The sequence below is a fragment of the Labrenzia sp. VG12 genome (genome assembly GCF_002237595.1).
Taxonomy (GTDB): Bacteria; Pseudomonadota; Alphaproteobacteria; order Rhizobiales; family Stappiaceae; genus Roseibium.
In genome coordinates this window covers 3021916-3035920 of the sequence record NZ_CP022529.1, presented here as the reverse complement: position 1 = coordinate 3035920, position 14005 = coordinate 3021916, and the positions used below count along the sequence as shown (strand labels likewise).

Here is a 14005-nt window from a genome sequence, read left to right as displayed (position 1 = left end):
AAAGGCACAATAAACCCGTTGGCGCACAGTTGACCGCGCGCCTCCATGTCTGGAAGTCGGGTTTGTTGTTTCGTTGCCGCTCTTGCGGCGAAGGTCCGGCGCGGCGGCTGCAGCCGCGCCGGAAGGGTGCTGTCAGCCTATTGGCGCACTGCCGGCGTTTCGACGCCAAGCCCTGAGCCGCGCCAGGTCACATAGACTTCCAGCGCCATCAGGTCGTCGGAGAATGCGGCCGGAAACTCGGCGCGCGTGTCCCGGATGCAGCCACGGAAGCGATTGTGCAGCGACACCATGGCGGACTGTTTCAGCCGGTAAGTCGGGAAGCCGTTGACATTCCCCTGGCTGAGGTGATCCGCGCGGATATAGTTGCCGTTATAGTCCTCGTGGCAAGTGGCGCAGGCAAGGTTCAGCTGGCCAGTCCGGGTGTAGTAAAGGTCCTTGCCCTTGTCCCACCAGGCCTGCATCTCGCCCTTGGTGAGGTCGACTTCCACCGGCATGCCAAGCGACTGATGCTTGATATAGGTGGTGAGTGCCTTCTGATCGGCCGCGTCGAACTTGTAGGGTTTCGCCTGCATGTTCTGTTCGCGGCACTGGTTGATCTGCAGCTCGATGTTGAACGGTTTGCCGGCTTCCGCGTTCCATTTCGGATAACTTGCGCCGAGGCCCTTCAGGAACTCGGAAGCATCCTCGTGGCAGGAGGCGCAGGATTTTCCCGCGTCCCCGTCGACGGTGTTCCAGATTTCCTCACCGCGCTCCACGTAGAGCATGCCGGGGTTCTGGAAACTGTCTGCCTCCAGGGCCCGAGTTTCCTCGGTCCGGTAGTGCCAACCGGAAATGATTTCGTCCAAAGGGTGCCCTTCTGGCGGAGCAACCCGCGTCTTGATTTCCATTTCCCCGTCGATCACGAGCTTGTCATCAACCGGTCCACCGGCCATGGCGGCGACAGTCCCCATCAGGATCGCTGAAGCCAGGGTGGCGATGCTTTTCATTCTCTTGGCCAAATCGTCTCCTCCCGATTTGTGCGGCAAATCTGCCGGCCTATTCAACAGCGATTTTTTTCTCGGTCTCGTAGACGCTGCCGTCATCGTCCACCCAGGTGAACTTGAAAGTACCTGGCTCATTCACCTTGGCGCTGAATTCCATGTACGGATTGGCCGAGACAGCGGGATCCATGTCGCAGCTGAAAACGACCTGGCCATTGAACTCACAGGTGAACTTGTTGATGATCTGACGTGGGATCAGTTCGCCGGTCTTCTTGTCCTTGCGCTGACCGGATTCCATCGGGTGACTGATCAGGGTCTTGATCGTGATGACTTCGCCCTGTGCGGCCTTTTTCGGCACTTTCACGCGGGGTTTTGGAGATGCCATGATTTTGTCCTCGTAATCCTGTTCCGCTCGATTAGCCGCCGCAGCCGCCAATGGTGACCTTGACTTCCTTGCGGTCGATGAAGGTGGAGCCATCGTTCATTTTCGCGACAGCAATCACGTTCTGTGTCTTGGCCAGGCGAATACGGGTCTTGGCTTCGGCCGCACCGCTCATGGCGGTGAAATGGAAGGTGGCTACAGCCGGATTCGGGTTGCCGTCCGCCAGGATCATGACGGATTCAACATAGCTGTCGGCGGTCATCGGGCTGTCGACAGAAACGCCCACAGGGACAGTGTTGCCGTTTTCAGCGATTTCCGGGGTATCAAGGGAAACCGTTCCTTCAGCTGGTGTCGCCCCGCCGGTAAATGCCTTGATTGCGGCTTCGGTTTCATCCGTCGCAGCAATGGAGAAAGTTGGTTTGAATGCCAGGGCGGCGGCAGCACCTGCCGTCAGTCCGAACACTTGGCGTCGCGTGATATTCATCTCTTGCTCCTTGAACCTGAGATCAGTTTTCTTTGAGCGTTAGCAGGTAGGCGACGATGTCTTCCACTTCCTGTGCACTCAAGATGGTCGTGCCGGCATGCTTCTCGGCAACATTGATGCCCACTTTCATTGTGTAGAACCCGGGCATGATGGTCTGTTCGCCGAAGACGTCCTTGGAGTTGACGATGATGGCGCGCAGTTGGGCTTCTTCCCAACGGTCGGCGACCCCGTCCAGCGGCGGGCCAACTTCCCCGTGAAACAGCTGGTCGTTCAGGTCTGCATTGACATGACACGCCAGACAATTGCCCTTCTTCCTGTCCGCAAATGCTTCACGCCCTGCAACGGCATCGCCCGGCGAACCGGTCAGCGACTGTTTCAGCTCCATGTCTTCGATTGGCACGCTGTCCGGTGCCACCGTCCCGGCTGTCGCCACCGATGCGGCCATGAGAGCCAGACCGGCCAGAGCGGCCGGCAAGACTTTAAGTGTCGCGCCCTTGATCATGTGTCGGCTTTCCTCCTCAGTGCGAAACGTACGGCTTGATGCCGTTTTCCGTTTCTGCGGCAGGTGCGAATCCCCAGCCTGCCTGGTCTCCTCATATTAAAAGATATGATTTTTTGCATATGTTATGCAATAGGCCTTTTTGCGAAGGCTGCTTCAGACCCGGATTTTGATCGTCCTTCAGTCTTCGGCAAGGCGGCCCTGTTCCCGTAACTCGTTGATTATGCGGGCATGATATTTCTGAAAATGCTCATCGCCCTCGTAGCCCTTTTCCTGAACCCAGCGGAACATGTTCAAAAAAGTCCACTTGCCGAAGGACCCGGGCATGGTGGCAACGGCGGCTTTCGCGGCGGTCGTATCCGCCGGGACGTCCTCAGGCAGGAAGACGAGGGTCGGTGTGAAAACATATCCCCACTTGCGGGCCGCAGTCTTCTCTGTCAGCTCCTCGCCGTCCAGGTCAATGACTTCCTCGTCGCCGAACATGTTGTACTGCACGACCATGAAATGGTCCTTGATGTAGTCGGCGACTTCCGGGTCGGAGAGGATCTTTTCGTGCATCTGGCGGCAATAGATGCAGCCGCGCTGTTCAAACACGATGACCAGTCGTTTGCCCTCATCGGCAGCTGTCTGGATATCCTCCGCCATGTCCTTGAAGGTGATTGTGAACCAGTCCTGCTTGTGAAGACCGTCCTCGCCCACGGTGGCGGCCAGGCTCGTCACGTGAGCGCCAAGTGCAAGAAAAAAGGCAGTGATCAGAACTGTCAGACTGCGCATGTCAAATCCTCCCAAAAGTGTCAGCCGATCTGCGAGAAGATCGGAAAAGTGTCCAGGAGCCAGAGGGCAATGGTGGACATCTGCCCGGTCACGAACAGCAGGCCGGTCAGAACCAGCATTGCCCCCATGATCGTCTCCACCGTGCCCATGTGCTTGCGAAAGCGCCCGGCAAATTTCAGGAACTGGCTGGCAAAGGCGGCGGCAAGGACAAAGGGCAGGCCGATGCCAAGCGCATAGACTGCCAGGAGGCCGGCGCCGCTCCAGATCGTGTCCGAGGAGCCTGCAACAAACAGGATCGAGGCCAGCACCGGGCCGACGCAGGGTGTCCAGCCGAACGCAAATGCAAGCCCCATCAGAAAGGCACCGATCAGCCCTGCCGGTTTGCTCTCCACATGTATACGCGCTTCGCGGAACAACAGGCCGATCCGGAACACGCCGAGAAAATGCAGGCCCATCAGAATGATAATGCCACCGGCGACGTAGGTGAGAATGTCGTAATACCGCGCGATCGATTGCCCGATGACGCTTGCCGTTGCTCCGAGCGCCACGAAAACAACGGAAAACCCGAACACGAAGGCAATGGCTGCCAGCACCACGCGCCGGCCGGTTTCCGCCGTGGCAGCGTCTCCTTTCAGCTCGTCAACGCTGACACCGGCAAGGTAGCACAGGTAAGGCGGTACGATTGGCAGCACGCAGGGCGAGACGAAGGACAACAGCCCCGCCAGGAAGGCGGCGCCCAGAGTAACATCGAGCAAGTCGCTCCTCCCTGTGAATCTCGAGCTTGGGTTGCTTTAAAATATTCAAAAATTCCTATATATTGCAATCCAAGAAATTCGGAGACGGCTCGATGTCTTTCAAAAGCCCTGTTTTTCAGGCGGTTATCGTAATGCTCAGCCTGGTGTGGATGTTGCCGGCAATGGCGGCGGAACTCATCATGGTGGAGCAGCCGGGGTGTGTCTGGTGCGAACGTTGGGACGAGGAAATCGGGGGTGCCTATCCAAAGACCGAGGAGGGCAGGGTAGCGCCGCTGCGCCGGGTCGATATCACGGACGGCTGGCCTGAAGACCTGGCAGGTGTTGCCCGTGAAAGGCTGACGCCAACCTTCATTCTGGTCTCGGACGGCGTGGAGATCGATCGTCTCCGGGGCTACCCGGGTGAGCATTTTTTCTGGCCGCTGCTGTCGGCAATGCTTGAAAAGCTGCCGGAAAAAATCAATTGAATTTGCTGAACCGGAGAAACTTCGGGAACATGGTCGCAAACGAGTGTAGTGTGCGCCGCACAAGATCAAAAACGAGGGGCATCAGGCTTTCATGAACCTGCCGGTCTTCAACAAGGACATGGATGCAAAGGATCTCGACCTGCTGATGGAGCAGGCGCGCAAGGCCAGCGACCTGCTCAAGGCCCTGTCCCATGAAGTGCGCCTTGTTATCCTTTGCCTGTTGTCGGAAGGCGAGAAGTCGGTCTCCGAACTGGAAGAGATCCTGACCATGCCGCAGGCCGCCGTTTCACAGCAGCTGGCGCGGTTGCGGCTGGAGGGGCTGGTTCAGTCCCGGCGCGAAGGGCGCATGATCTATTACCGTCTGATGGACGACGAAGTCAGTTCGATCATCGCCAGCCTCTATGAACTGTTCTGCAAGGATGTCCGGTCGCCGGATGCTTGATGCGTTGCAGCACCCTCTTTGATTGCTGGCGAAATCGCCGCCTGTTACGCTTTATGAAAATCGCCGGACCGTACGGGGTCGAAACGGCGAAGGGGAGGAGACGCAGCACATTGCTGCGGAGGATGGTGCTGACATGGTTGTTTTCGAGCCGGTGGTGCTGCTGCCGCTTCTGGGTGTCCTGGCTGGCTGTGTGCTGGGCTTTGTCGCCCGGGCGACGCATTTCTGCACCCTGTCCGCCCTTGAGCGCCACTGGTACGCCGGCGACAGCAGCGGTCTGAGAACGTGGGTCCTGGCAGCGGTCTCCGCCCTGATCGGCACGCAGATCCTCGTGGCCCTTGGCCTTGCGGACACCCATGCCTCTTTCTATCTCGAGTCGGCCTTTCCGTGGACCGGGGCCATCATCGGCGGCTTCATGTTCGGCATCGGCATGGCCCTGGTCGGCACCTGCGGGTTCGGCGCCGTGTTGCGCCTGGGTGGCGGCAGTCTGAGGGCGCTGGTGGTTCTGACCGTGATCGGCCTGTCTGCCCTGGCTGCACAGCGCGGTATTGTCGGTATCCTGCGCGTGCCGCTGGTTGATGACCTTGCCGTTTCCTTTGCCGGAAGCGGCAGCCAGTCCATGGGGGACATTGCGTCCGGCCTGTTCGGCCTGGATCTGGTTGGCGTGGTTGCGGGGCTGATCGCGATCGCCGGTCTTGCCTGGATCTTCCGCTCGGCCGACTACCGGTCCCAGTTCACCCGGATCGGGGCGGGTATCCTGATTGGCACCGTCATCACCTTCGGCTGGTGGGCGACGACGTTTGTGGCAGCGCATTCCTTCGAACCGGTGCAGATCGAAGCCGGGTCCTTCGTGGTGCCCGTCGGCGACACGATCATGCAGCTCATCACCTATACAGGCACCTGGCCCGACTATGGTGTCGGGCTGATCGCCGGTACGCTCATGGGTGCCGTTGCGGCGGCGCTGTGGAACCGGGATATCCGCTGGGAAGCCTGCGATGATGCACGGGAACTCGGCCGGCATATTCTGGGCGGCACGCTGATGGGAATTGGCGGTGTCTTTTCCATGGGCTGTACGGTCGGGCAGGGGATCACGGGCTTTTCCACCCTCGCCATTTCAGCACCCATCGTCATGCTGTCCATGGCGCTTGGCGCACGTGTCGGGCTGGCCTGGCTGCTGGAAGGCTCGGTTCTGGCAGCCTTCCGCCGCAGCGATGGTGTTGCGGCGGAATAGTTCGCGAGACCCAAAATTTAGCCGGCGACATATCTGTAGGCTTCACCGGATCGTTCCACCCGTCCGCTGCCCGGATGCGGAAAATGAAAACCGATCAGGCGTGTCTGATCCCGGGAAAGCCGATCCAGCAACGCCTTGCGTGTTGAAATGCCCTTGTCCGGATTCTGATCCGAACCGGACACCCAGCCCGGTTTCTCGAACGAGATGACGGCATTTGTGATCGCATCTCCGAGCACCATGACACTGTCGCCGCCGCCGTGAAGCACATAGGACATGTGGCCCGGCGTGTGCCCGGACGTGTCGACCGCTTCAACGCCGGGCAGGACCTCCTGGCCGGGCCGGACCATGGAGACCTGGTCCTCGATGGCCTCGAATCTTGACTGGGCTCCGACCACGAAGCTCTTGCGGGCTTCGGGGGTCTTGGCAAGCGTGTCATCCGCGCGCCAGTAGTCCCATTCGGCTTCCGGCACCCAGATGCTGGCTTCGGGGTAAAGCGGATCGTCGAAGTCATCCAGGATGCCCCAGAGATGGTCCGGATGGGCATGGGTCAGCACCACATCGGTGATCTCTGCGGCATCGATGCCGGCGTCTTCCAGCTTGCCGGGCAACTCGCCTGCGCTTGCCTGAAAATTGGGTCCTGCGCCGACATCAAACAGAACCAGCCGCTCGCCAGATTTCAAGAGTGTGATGTTGCAGTCCGGGGTCAGCGTATCTGTGGCCAGACCATGCGGCTCCATCAGGGCCGCGATCTCCGCTTCGCTTTTGTCGGGCAGGACAAAATTCATTGGCAAGGTCAGGTTGCCGTCGGAAAAGACCGTTATGTCATGATCGCCGAGTGTGAGGCTGGCTTCCGCGAATGCCCTTGGCAAACTGGTCAGACTGGCGCCCGCCGCAGCGAGCCCGCCTGCAAGGATTGTTCTTCTCGACAGGCAATTGCGCTTGGATCGGGCCATGTTGTCCTCCACATATTCAAACTTTTGAATTTATCTATGTTTCCTTGAGATTGGTCAATGCCTGCGCCGCGAAACTTCTGCGCAATGGCCGAAATGACGTGCGAAGGAGCGCGCAATGGATCTGACCTATCTGCTGGACCGCATATCCGAACCCTTGCTGCTGGCAGCCGGTGGGCTTGTTGTCGGGGTTCTTTTTGGTGCCTTCGCACAACAGAGCCGGTTCTGTCTGCGCGCGGCGAGCCTGGAGTTTTCCAGAGGGGCGCCGAAGGACCGGTTGCCGGTCTGGTTGCTGGCCTTTTCGGCGGCCCTGATCGGGACGCAGGTCTTGATGATTCTGGGCGAGGTTCAGGCGAGCGAGGCCCGCCAGCTGGCGTCACCGCAAAGCCTTTCAGGCGCCTTGTTCGGCGGCGTGATGTTCGGGACCGGCATGGTTCTGGCGCGGGGCTGCGCCAGCCGGCTCCTGGTTCTGTCGGCAACGGGCAACCTCAGGGCACTGCTGTCAGGACTGGTCTTTGCGGTCGTTGCCCAGGCGAGCCTACGCGGCGTGCTGGCGCCTGTTCGCGAAGGTCTCGCCGGCCTCTGGACAACGGGCGACATTGGCGGCAATGACCTGACTGCACATCTCGGCCTGACACCGGCCATCACCATTTCATTTGCTGCTCTATGGCTGGTGGCAGGTCTGGTATTTGCCTGGCGCGCAAGGGTTCGGATCTGGCAACTCCTTGCGGCTGCGGGAGCCGGTCTGGCGATCCCGTTCGCCTGGTGGTTTACGTCCGCCATGGCCCGGCAGGCTTTTGACCCCGTTCAGGTGGAGGGCGTTACCTTTACCGGACCGTCGGCCGATACGTTGATGCTGGTTCTGTCCCCGCCTGGCAATGTGCTCGATTTCGACATCGGCCTGGTACCGGGTGTGTTTCTGGGCTCGTTTCTGGCAGCGCTCCTGACGAAGGAACTGGCCCTGCAGGGCTTTGAAGGCGGCCGCTCCATGGCACGGTATCTGACCGGCGCGACGCTGATGGGCTTTGGCGGCATGCTGGCCGGTGGCTGCGCCGTCGGAGCCGGCATTACCGGTGCGTCGATCTTTGCGGTGACGGCCTGGATAACGCTGACGGCGATCTGGCTGTCAGCCGCTGTCACCGATCGGCTTCTGACCAGAAACGGCAAGTCGCGTGCGGCGGCGGCAGACGAGGCCAGCCAGCCAGCGTGATCAGCCGCGGCCGTCCGGTCAGCGTTCCTGAAGCGCAAGGCGCAGGCCAAGTGCGCAATAGAGCGTTCCAATGACCTTGCCCTGCCATTTCAGGACAGCGGCATTGCGGCGGAGAAGGTCGCCGAGCTGACCTGCCCCGAGCGCGAAGACCACGGTGCTGAGAAGGCCAAACAGCACGAAAACCGTGCCGAGTATCGCCAGCTGCAGGTCCGCCGGGCCGTTTTCCAGCTGCACGAATTGCGGCAGGAAGGCCAGGAAAAACAGGGCGGTCTTGGGGTTTAGCACTTCGGCCAGGATCGCCTGGCGAAAGGCCTTACCGGCGGAGACCGGCAGGGCAGCCTGACCGGGAACGCCGGGCGCCCTTGCGAGGAGCGCGCGAATGCCGAGATAGATCAGATAAGCCGCGCCGGCATATTTGATCAGGCTGAACAGAAGGGCTGACGTTGCGATGATCGCAGACAGCCCAACAACGGCCATGAACGTATGGACGATATCGCCAACGGCAATGCCAGCACCTGTTGCGATGCCGACCTTCGTGCCGGACCCTGTCGCCCGGGCAATGGTCAAAAGTGTTGCCGGGCCGGGGATGAAGACAAAACCGAGCACCATGGCAACAAAGGTCAGAAGGGTGGTGGTCTCGATCATGGAAGCTCCGGAGCAGGGACTATCCCATTAAGGATTGCTTTCTTTGCTGGAACAAGAGCGTTCATGTCCAGGTGAGACAAGGTGCGCGCGAACAATGAAAAAGGGCACGCCTCGGCGCGCCCTTTTCATTCACCAATAGTCCCGGTGCACCGGTGTGCGGACCCTAGAACAGGTCGGTGAGGTTGGCGTAGTCGAATGACACGGAGAAGTCTTCACCCGGCAAGTCATGTTCGACCGAGTTGCCGACGGCAAAGACGTTGCCATCGCCGGTCCTCAAGAGGACGGTGTCATCTGCCTCGAACAGATTGCTGACCAGCGAGGTGGTAAAAAACGCAGTGTCGACATCCCGCTGGGTGAGCTCGTCCAGATCGACCCCGTCGAGAAAGGCGATCTCGACCGGATTGTCCGGAGACTGGTTCTGGAAGAGGACCGCATTCGTATTCTCTCTCGGCGGGTTGCCATTGTAGACAAAGTTGAAATCCGAGTCCGGGATGTTGAGATCACCGGGGAACTGCGCATCTTTCACTTCGCCGGTTTCCAGGTCGAACCCCTGTGACTCGAACTGGATACGGCCATTGCTGAAATCCTCGGGCGAAAACAGGGGATCACTGGGATCGCTTTCAATCAGGGCATAGTCGAAGGAGACCTTGTAGTCGCCGCCTGGCTGGTCGCGTTCCACCGCGTTGCCGAGAGCGTAGACATTGCCGTCCCAGGTCTTGATCAGAACAGTGTCGTCGGATTCAAACGGCTGCTGCAGCTGCTCGCTGGAGAAAACGGCCGAGTCGATCTGAGCCTGGGTCAGGTTCAGGAGCGAGGTCTCGTCAAAGAAGGCGATCTGGGCCTCGTTGAGCGGTGAGCCGTTTTGAACGAAAATGGCATTGGTGCCATCGGAGGGCGTCGTCTGGTCGTAGTCGAACATGAAGTCGGCGTCCAGAAAGTCGAAGTCGAACGGAAAGGTGCCGAACTGGGCCGTGCCGGTTTCCAGATCGAAGCCCTCGAACATGAACTCTACTTCGCCGGTGCTGAGATCTTCGGCCGAAAGAACACCATCCGGCGGGGGTGGGGTGATGCCTTCAACCTGCACGTAGTCGAAGGAAACGGAATTGTCTTCTCCCGGCAGGTCGTGTTCCACCGTATTGCCGATGGCAAAGACATTGCCGTCGCCGGTTTTCACGAGGATTGTGTCGTCATCCTCGAGCAGCATATCGACAAGGTCGGTGGTGAAGACGGCGCTATCGACATCTGCCTGGGTGAGGGTGTCCAGATCGACTTCGTCGATGAACGCAATCTGGACCGGGTTTTCCGCGGACTGGTTCTGGAACAGGGTTGCGTTGAATCCTTCTGGCGGCTGGTTGCCGTTGTAAAAGAAGGAAAAATCGGTCCCCGGAATGTTCAGCTGCAAGGGATAGTCTGCCTCTTTCACCGTTCCGGTTTCCAGATCGAACCCCTGCTGTTCGAAAACAACACGCCCGTTGCTGTAGTCATCGACGGTAAACAGCGGGGTGCCGCCTGTCGTGCCGCTGACCTGCGCGTATTCGAACGATACCGTAAAGTCATCGCCGGGCTGATCAAACTCAGCGGTATTGCCAATCGCGAAGACGTTGCCATCTGCGGTTCTCAGAAGGATGGTGTCATCGGCCTCGAATGGCAGGTCGACAAGTTGCGTTGTGTAAACGGCGCCGTCGACGTCGGCCTGGGTAAGGCTGCCGAGCGCAATTTCGTCCAGAAAGGCGATTTCAACCGGATTTTCAGGCGTCTGGTTCTGGAACAGGACCGCGTTGACGCCCTCTGGCGGGGTGTTGCCATTGTAGGCAAAGGTGAAATCTGACCCTGGGATTTCCGGCATTCCAGGGAAGTCGGGAGTTTTCACTTCGCCGGTTTCCAGGTCAAAGCCCTGGAACTCATATTCGATGCGCCCGGTGCTGAGGTCTTCGGCGGAAAACAGCGGCTCGCCTGCGGCTCCCGTCACTGTGACGGTGATCGTATTGACTGCCGTTGCGCCGTGTGCGTCGGTTGCGGTTACTTCGATGAGGACGTCTTCGGTCTCACCGGTTTGCAGATGGGAGAAGGCGCCGGACGGGTCGAAGGACAAGACGGTCCCGTCGACAGTGACCTCTCCCTTGTCGGGTGCACCGCTGACCGTATAGGTGAGCGAGCTGCCATCGTCATCGCTGTCAATATCGGACCCGAGCGCGGAAAGGTCGAGATCGACGGCGTCACCGTCCTCGGTCGCGGCAAGGGCGCCGGCCTGGAGCATCGGGTCGTCGTTGCGGCCCTCTATCGTGATGGTGACGGACGCGGTTGATGTGGCGCCAGAGCCGTCGGTGACGGTGTAAAACAGTGTTTCCGTCGTGCTGTCACCGAGGCCAAGGTTGTCGTAGCTGTCGCTCGCGACATAAGTGAATGTGCCGTCTCCGTTGTCCGTGATGTCGCTGAGGCCAGCGCTCAGCGACACTTCGGAATCCTCGAACGAGACAACATGAATATCGCCGAGATCCGGGTCCGTAAACTGCGGTGTCAGCAACACGCTGCCAGTATCTTCATCCATCACCGCAGCGATGTTCTGGGCCGTCGGAGCGTCGTTTGCTCCGGAGATCGTTACAGTGACAAACCCGCTGTCCGTCGCCTGGCCATCGTCGATGTTGACTTCAAAAACCACCTCCAGATGCTGGTCGGCGGCAAGGAAATCAAGCCGGGCGTCCTCGATCGAGAAGGACCAGTCGATCATACCTTCTCCGTCAACGACACTGCCGAGATCGGCTGCAAAGCCGAGGCTGAGCTGTTCGAGGGCAGCAGCGGAAAGATCCCCGCCCGACCAGGTTGCGCTGTGCAGGTTGGCGGATACCGTGTGTTCGGAGAAAGCATCGTCGGCGAATTGCAGACTGCCTGTCGCAGAGACCGTTTCGGACGATCCCGTTACATTCTCTGTTTCAGAAATCAATTTTGCATCTGATGATTGAATTTCTGGATCAACAATGATTTTTAATTCTTCCCAGCCATAGGCAACGAGTCCAAGATCTTGAAACGTGAAAGGAATATAACTCCAGAACGTATTCAAGTTCGAAATGAAATCTTCGATGTCTGATTTCGAATTCTGGTAGTCTTCAAGTGACAGGTTCAGAACAAGCGTGTCGTAACCGCTGCCACCGCTATAGAGGTCGTAGCCGTCGGTGTTCGTGTCGGAAAAAATCCCGGTATCGTTGCCGGAGCCGGCAAAAACCCAGTCCGTTCCCGTTCCGCCATCGATGGTATCATCTCCACCACCGGCAAAAATCCGATCATTGCCTGAGGAGGACTCAATGAAATCGTCTCCCTGGCCACCAAAGATCAGGTCATTTCCGGCGAGCGGATCACTGCTCGAAAGTAATTGATCCAATTTATTTTTTTGCCAATGAACCGGGTACCAAGGCAATTGTTCGGCAAGGTCCTTGATCGTGGTATTGGTGATGGTGGTGTTGGCAGCGCTGCCATTGATAACCAGCCCGCCGAGCCAGTCGGAATAATAAATATTGGAAAGCCCCATCTGATCCTCTGAAATCCGGTTGCAAATGCGAATCAACTCAATCCGAATGTGATATGATTCAAACAAAGAGGGTAAACAGATAGTTTGACATTTTTAATTGCAGGATAAGTATATCCGGAAATTTCTTTCCGGTGCGCGCGGTGTCGCACGATAGCTTTGCCACTCAGCCGCGTTCGGTCTGAGAGGTTGTGCTTGAGCCGCAGGTGAGATCAGAGTTTGTAGGCTTGTTTTGCCAGTCGGTAGGTCAGGTCTTGCGCAACCTCGTACGCCTCGTCCTCGTCCAGGCGTCCGGTAATGACAAGATCGGCAAGATACGCGCAATCGACCCGACGGGCGACGTCATGGCGGGCGGGAATGGAACAGAAGGCGCGCGTGTCGTCATTGAAACCGACCGTGTTGTAGAAACCGGCGGTTTCCGTTGTCATCTCGCGGTAGCGGCGCATGCCTTCCGCGCTGTCATGGAACCACCAGGCAGGCCCGAGCTTCAAGGTCGGATAGGCCCCAGCCAGTGGCGCCAGTTCGCGGGCATAGACGCTTTCATCCAGCGTGAAGAGGATGATGGAGAGCTCCCTCTCCAGCCCGACGGCATCCAGCAGCGGCTTGAGCGCGCGCACATAGTCGGTTCGGGTGGGAATGTCGAAACCCTTGTCGCGTCCGAACTCCTGGAAGGTTTTCAGGGAATGGTTCCGGAAGCTGCCTGGATGGATCTGCATGACCAGTCCGTCCTGAAGGCTCATGCTGGCCATTTCGGTCAGCATGTGGCCCCGGAAGGCGTCTGCCTCTTCAGCCGAGCAGGTGCCTTTGAGCGCTTTTTGAAACAGGGTCTCGGCGTCGGCAGGGGAAAGATTTTCGGTCCGTGCGGTCGGGTGGCCGTGATCGGATGACGTTGCGCCGAAGGACTTGAAATAGGCGCGACGGACCAGGTGGGCGTTGAGATAGCCTTGCCAGGTAGTGGCATCTTCGCCCGCCAAAGCGCCGAATTGCTCGACATTGGCGGCAAAGCCCTCGAATTCTGGATCAATGACCGGGTCCGGCCGGTAGGCGGTAATGACACGGCCTGTCCAGTCACTGTCGCGGATCTGCCGGTGCCAGGCGAGATCGTCCAGGGGCGATTCCGTTGTGGCGATCACCTCGATGTTGAAACGTTCAAAGAGAGCTCGTGGCCTGAATTCCGGCCGGGCGAGGCACTCGGCAATGTGGTCATAGGCGTCGTCCGTCGTCTCGGCAGAAAGGCGCTTTGTCCAGCCAAACACTTCCTGGAAGGAGTGCTTCAGCCACAACCTGGAGGGTGTCGCCCGGAAGAGATGGAAATTCTCGGCAAAGATCCGCCAGATTCGGCGGCTGTCGGTCTCGCTCGGGCTGTCGTCGATGCGTTGCACACCCAGGTCGGCGAGTTCGATGCCCTGAGAACGCAGCATTCGGAAGACATAGTGATCCGGCACCACGAACAGCTGCGCTGGATCGGGAAACGGTTTGTCTTCGGCAAACCAGCGCGGATCGGTGTGGCCATGGGGACTGACGATCGGCAGGTGCCTGATGCTGTCGTAGAGGTCCGCCGCAAGAGACCGGCTGGCCGGATCGGCGGGAAACAGCCGATGCGGGTCGAGCGCCCTTTTTCCGGGGATGACCCCTCCGTCCGTTTCCGATGGCATGACGTCCTCCACATCGT

Annotated in this window: 14 protein-coding genes; 4 read left to right on the top strand and 10 right to left on the bottom strand. The window is 59.0% G+C overall.

Features of this window, described 5'->3' with window-relative positions; genetic code table 11:
• Positions 1-137: 137 nt before the first annotated feature.
• The 6 genes from soxA to CHH27_RS14085 form a co-directional block, all read right to left on the bottom strand.
• Positions 138-986, bottom strand: a complete 849-nt coding sequence (gene soxA, locus CHH27_RS14110) for a sulfur oxidation c-type cytochrome SoxA (RefSeq protein WP_094072158.1) — start codon at positions 984-986, stop codon at positions 138-140.
• Positions 987-1035: 49 nt separating this feature from the next.
• Positions 1036-1365 (bottom strand): thiosulfate oxidation carrier complex protein SoxZ, encoded by a 330-nt coding sequence (gene soxZ / locus CHH27_RS14105; RefSeq protein ID WP_094074746.1) that lies wholly within the window; start codon positions 1363-1365, stop codon positions 1036-1038.
• A 31-nt stretch (positions 1366-1396) separates the two neighbouring features.
• Positions 1397-1846, bottom strand: a complete 450-nt coding sequence (gene soxY / locus CHH27_RS14100) for a thiosulfate oxidation carrier protein SoxY (protein ID WP_094072157.1) — start codon at positions 1844-1846, stop codon at positions 1397-1399.
• A 22-nt stretch (positions 1847-1868) separates the two neighbouring features.
• Positions 1869-2348 (bottom strand): sulfur oxidation c-type cytochrome SoxX, encoded by a 480-nt coding sequence (gene soxX, locus CHH27_RS14095; protein WP_094072156.1) that lies wholly within the window; start codon positions 2346-2348, stop codon positions 1869-1871.
• Positions 2349-2525: 177 nt separating this feature from the next.
• The gene (locus CHH27_RS14090) at positions 2526-3119 is read right to left on the bottom strand and encodes a thioredoxin family protein (protein ID WP_094072155.1); all 594 of its coding nucleotides are present in this window, start codon (positions 3117-3119) and stop codon (positions 2526-2528) included.
• Positions 3120-3139: 20 nt separating this feature from the next.
• A complete protein-coding gene (locus CHH27_RS14085) occupies positions 3140-3874 on the bottom strand; it encodes a cytochrome c biogenesis CcdA family protein (RefSeq protein ID WP_094072154.1) in 735 nt (244 codons plus the stop codon).
• Positions 3875-3966: 92 nt separating this feature from the next.
• Here CHH27_RS14085 and CHH27_RS14080 point away from each other — a divergent pair, with 92 nt between their 5' ends.
• The 3 genes from CHH27_RS14080 to CHH27_RS14070 all read left to right on the top strand — a co-directional run bounded on the left by CHH27_RS14080 (position 3967) and on the right by CHH27_RS14070 (position 6008).
• Positions 3967-4338: a transcriptional regulator gene (locus CHH27_RS14080; RefSeq protein ID WP_247646105.1), complete on the top strand. Its 372-nt coding sequence runs from the start codon at positions 3967-3969 to the stop codon at positions 4336-4338.
• A 91-nt stretch (positions 4339-4429) separates the two neighbouring features.
• Positions 4430-4780, top strand: a complete 351-nt coding sequence (locus CHH27_RS14075) for a helix-turn-helix transcriptional regulator (protein WP_094072153.1) — start codon at positions 4430-4432, stop codon at positions 4778-4780.
• Between the two features lie 133 nt (positions 4781-4913).
• Complete coding sequence (locus tag CHH27_RS14070) at positions 4914-6008, top strand: YeeE/YedE family protein (protein ID WP_094074744.1); 1095 nt, start codon at positions 4914-4916, stop codon at positions 6006-6008.
• 17 nt (positions 6009-6025) lie between these two features.
• Here the strand turns inward: CHH27_RS14070 and CHH27_RS14065 are convergent, their stop codons facing one another.
• Complete coding sequence (locus CHH27_RS14065) at positions 6026-6961, bottom strand: MBL fold metallo-hydrolase (protein ID WP_094074743.1); 936 nt, start codon at positions 6959-6961, stop codon at positions 6026-6028.
• Positions 6962-7076: 115 nt separating this feature from the next.
• On the opposite strand from CHH27_RS14065, the gene CHH27_RS14060 reads away from it, so the two are divergent.
• Positions 7077-8168 (top strand): YeeE/YedE family protein, encoded by a 1092-nt coding sequence (locus CHH27_RS14060; protein ID WP_094072152.1) that lies wholly within the window; start codon positions 7077-7079, stop codon positions 8166-8168.
• Positions 8169-8186: 18 nt separating this feature from the next.
• Here the strand turns inward: CHH27_RS14060 and CHH27_RS14055 are convergent, their stop codons facing one another.
• The 3 genes from CHH27_RS14055 to uxaC form a co-directional block, all read right to left on the bottom strand.
• Positions 8187-8813: a LysE family translocator gene (locus CHH27_RS14055; protein ID WP_094072151.1), complete on the bottom strand. Its 627-nt coding sequence runs from the start codon at positions 8811-8813 to the stop codon at positions 8187-8189.
• 163 nt (positions 8814-8976) lie between these two features.
• A complete protein-coding gene (locus CHH27_RS14050; RefSeq protein WP_094072150.1) occupies positions 8977-12336 on the bottom strand; it encodes a VCBS domain-containing protein in 3360 nt (1119 codons plus the stop codon).
• A gap of 209 nt (positions 12337-12545) precedes the next feature.
• Positions 12546-13988 (bottom strand): glucuronate isomerase, encoded by a 1443-nt coding sequence (uxaC, locus tag CHH27_RS14045; protein WP_094072149.1) that lies wholly within the window; start codon positions 13986-13988, stop codon positions 12546-12548.
• Positions 13989-14005: the final 17 nt, after the last annotated feature.

What these genes read in the sequence shown, in the direction of transcription:
- soxA (WP_094072158.1), bottom strand. Translation starts at nt 986, where the DNA reads ATGAAAAGCATCGCCACCCTGGCTTCAGCGATCCTGATGGGGACTGTC.
- soxZ (WP_094074746.1), bottom strand. Translation starts at nt 1,365, where the DNA reads ATGGCATCTCCAAAACCCCGCGTGAAAGTGCCGAAAAAGGCCGCACAG.
- soxY (WP_094072157.1), bottom strand. Translation starts at nt 1,846, where the DNA reads ATGAATATCACGCGACGCCAAGTGTTCGGACTGACGGCAGGTGCTGCC.
- soxX (WP_094072156.1), bottom strand. Translation starts at nt 2,348, where the DNA reads ATGATCAAGGGCGCGACACTTAAAGTCTTGCCGGCCGCTCTGGCCGGT.
- CHH27_RS14090 (WP_094072155.1), bottom strand. Translation starts at nt 3,119, where the DNA reads ATGCGCAGTCTGACAGTTCTGATCACTGCCTTTTTTCTTGCACTTGGC.
- CHH27_RS14080 (WP_247646105.1), top strand. Translation starts at nt 3,967, where the DNA reads ATGTCTTTCAAAAGCCCTGTTTTTCAGGCGGTTATCGTAATGCTCAGC.
- CHH27_RS14075 (WP_094072153.1), top strand. Translation starts at nt 4,430, where the DNA reads ATGAACCTGCCGGTCTTCAACAAGGACATGGATGCAAAGGATCTCGAC.
- CHH27_RS14070 (WP_094074744.1), top strand. Translation starts at nt 4,914, where the DNA reads ATGGTTGTTTTCGAGCCGGTGGTGCTGCTGCCGCTTCTGGGTGTCCTG.
- CHH27_RS14065 (WP_094074743.1), bottom strand. Translation starts at nt 6,961, where the DNA reads ATGGCCCGATCCAAGCGCAATTGCCTGTCGAGAAGAACAATCCTTGCA.
- CHH27_RS14060 (WP_094072152.1), top strand. Translation starts at nt 7,077, where the DNA reads ATGGATCTGACCTATCTGCTGGACCGCATATCCGAACCCTTGCTGCTG.
- CHH27_RS14055 (WP_094072151.1), bottom strand. Translation starts at nt 8,813, where the DNA reads ATGATCGAGACCACCACCCTTCTGACCTTTGTTGCCATGGTGCTCGGT.
- CHH27_RS14050 (WP_094072150.1), bottom strand. Translation starts at nt 12,336, where the DNA reads ATGGGGCTTTCCAATATTTATTATTCCGACTGGCTCGGCGGGCTGGTT.
- uxaC (WP_094072149.1), bottom strand. Translation starts at nt 13,988, where the DNA reads ATGCCATCGGAAACGGACGGAGGGGTCATCCCCGGAAAAAGGGCGCTC.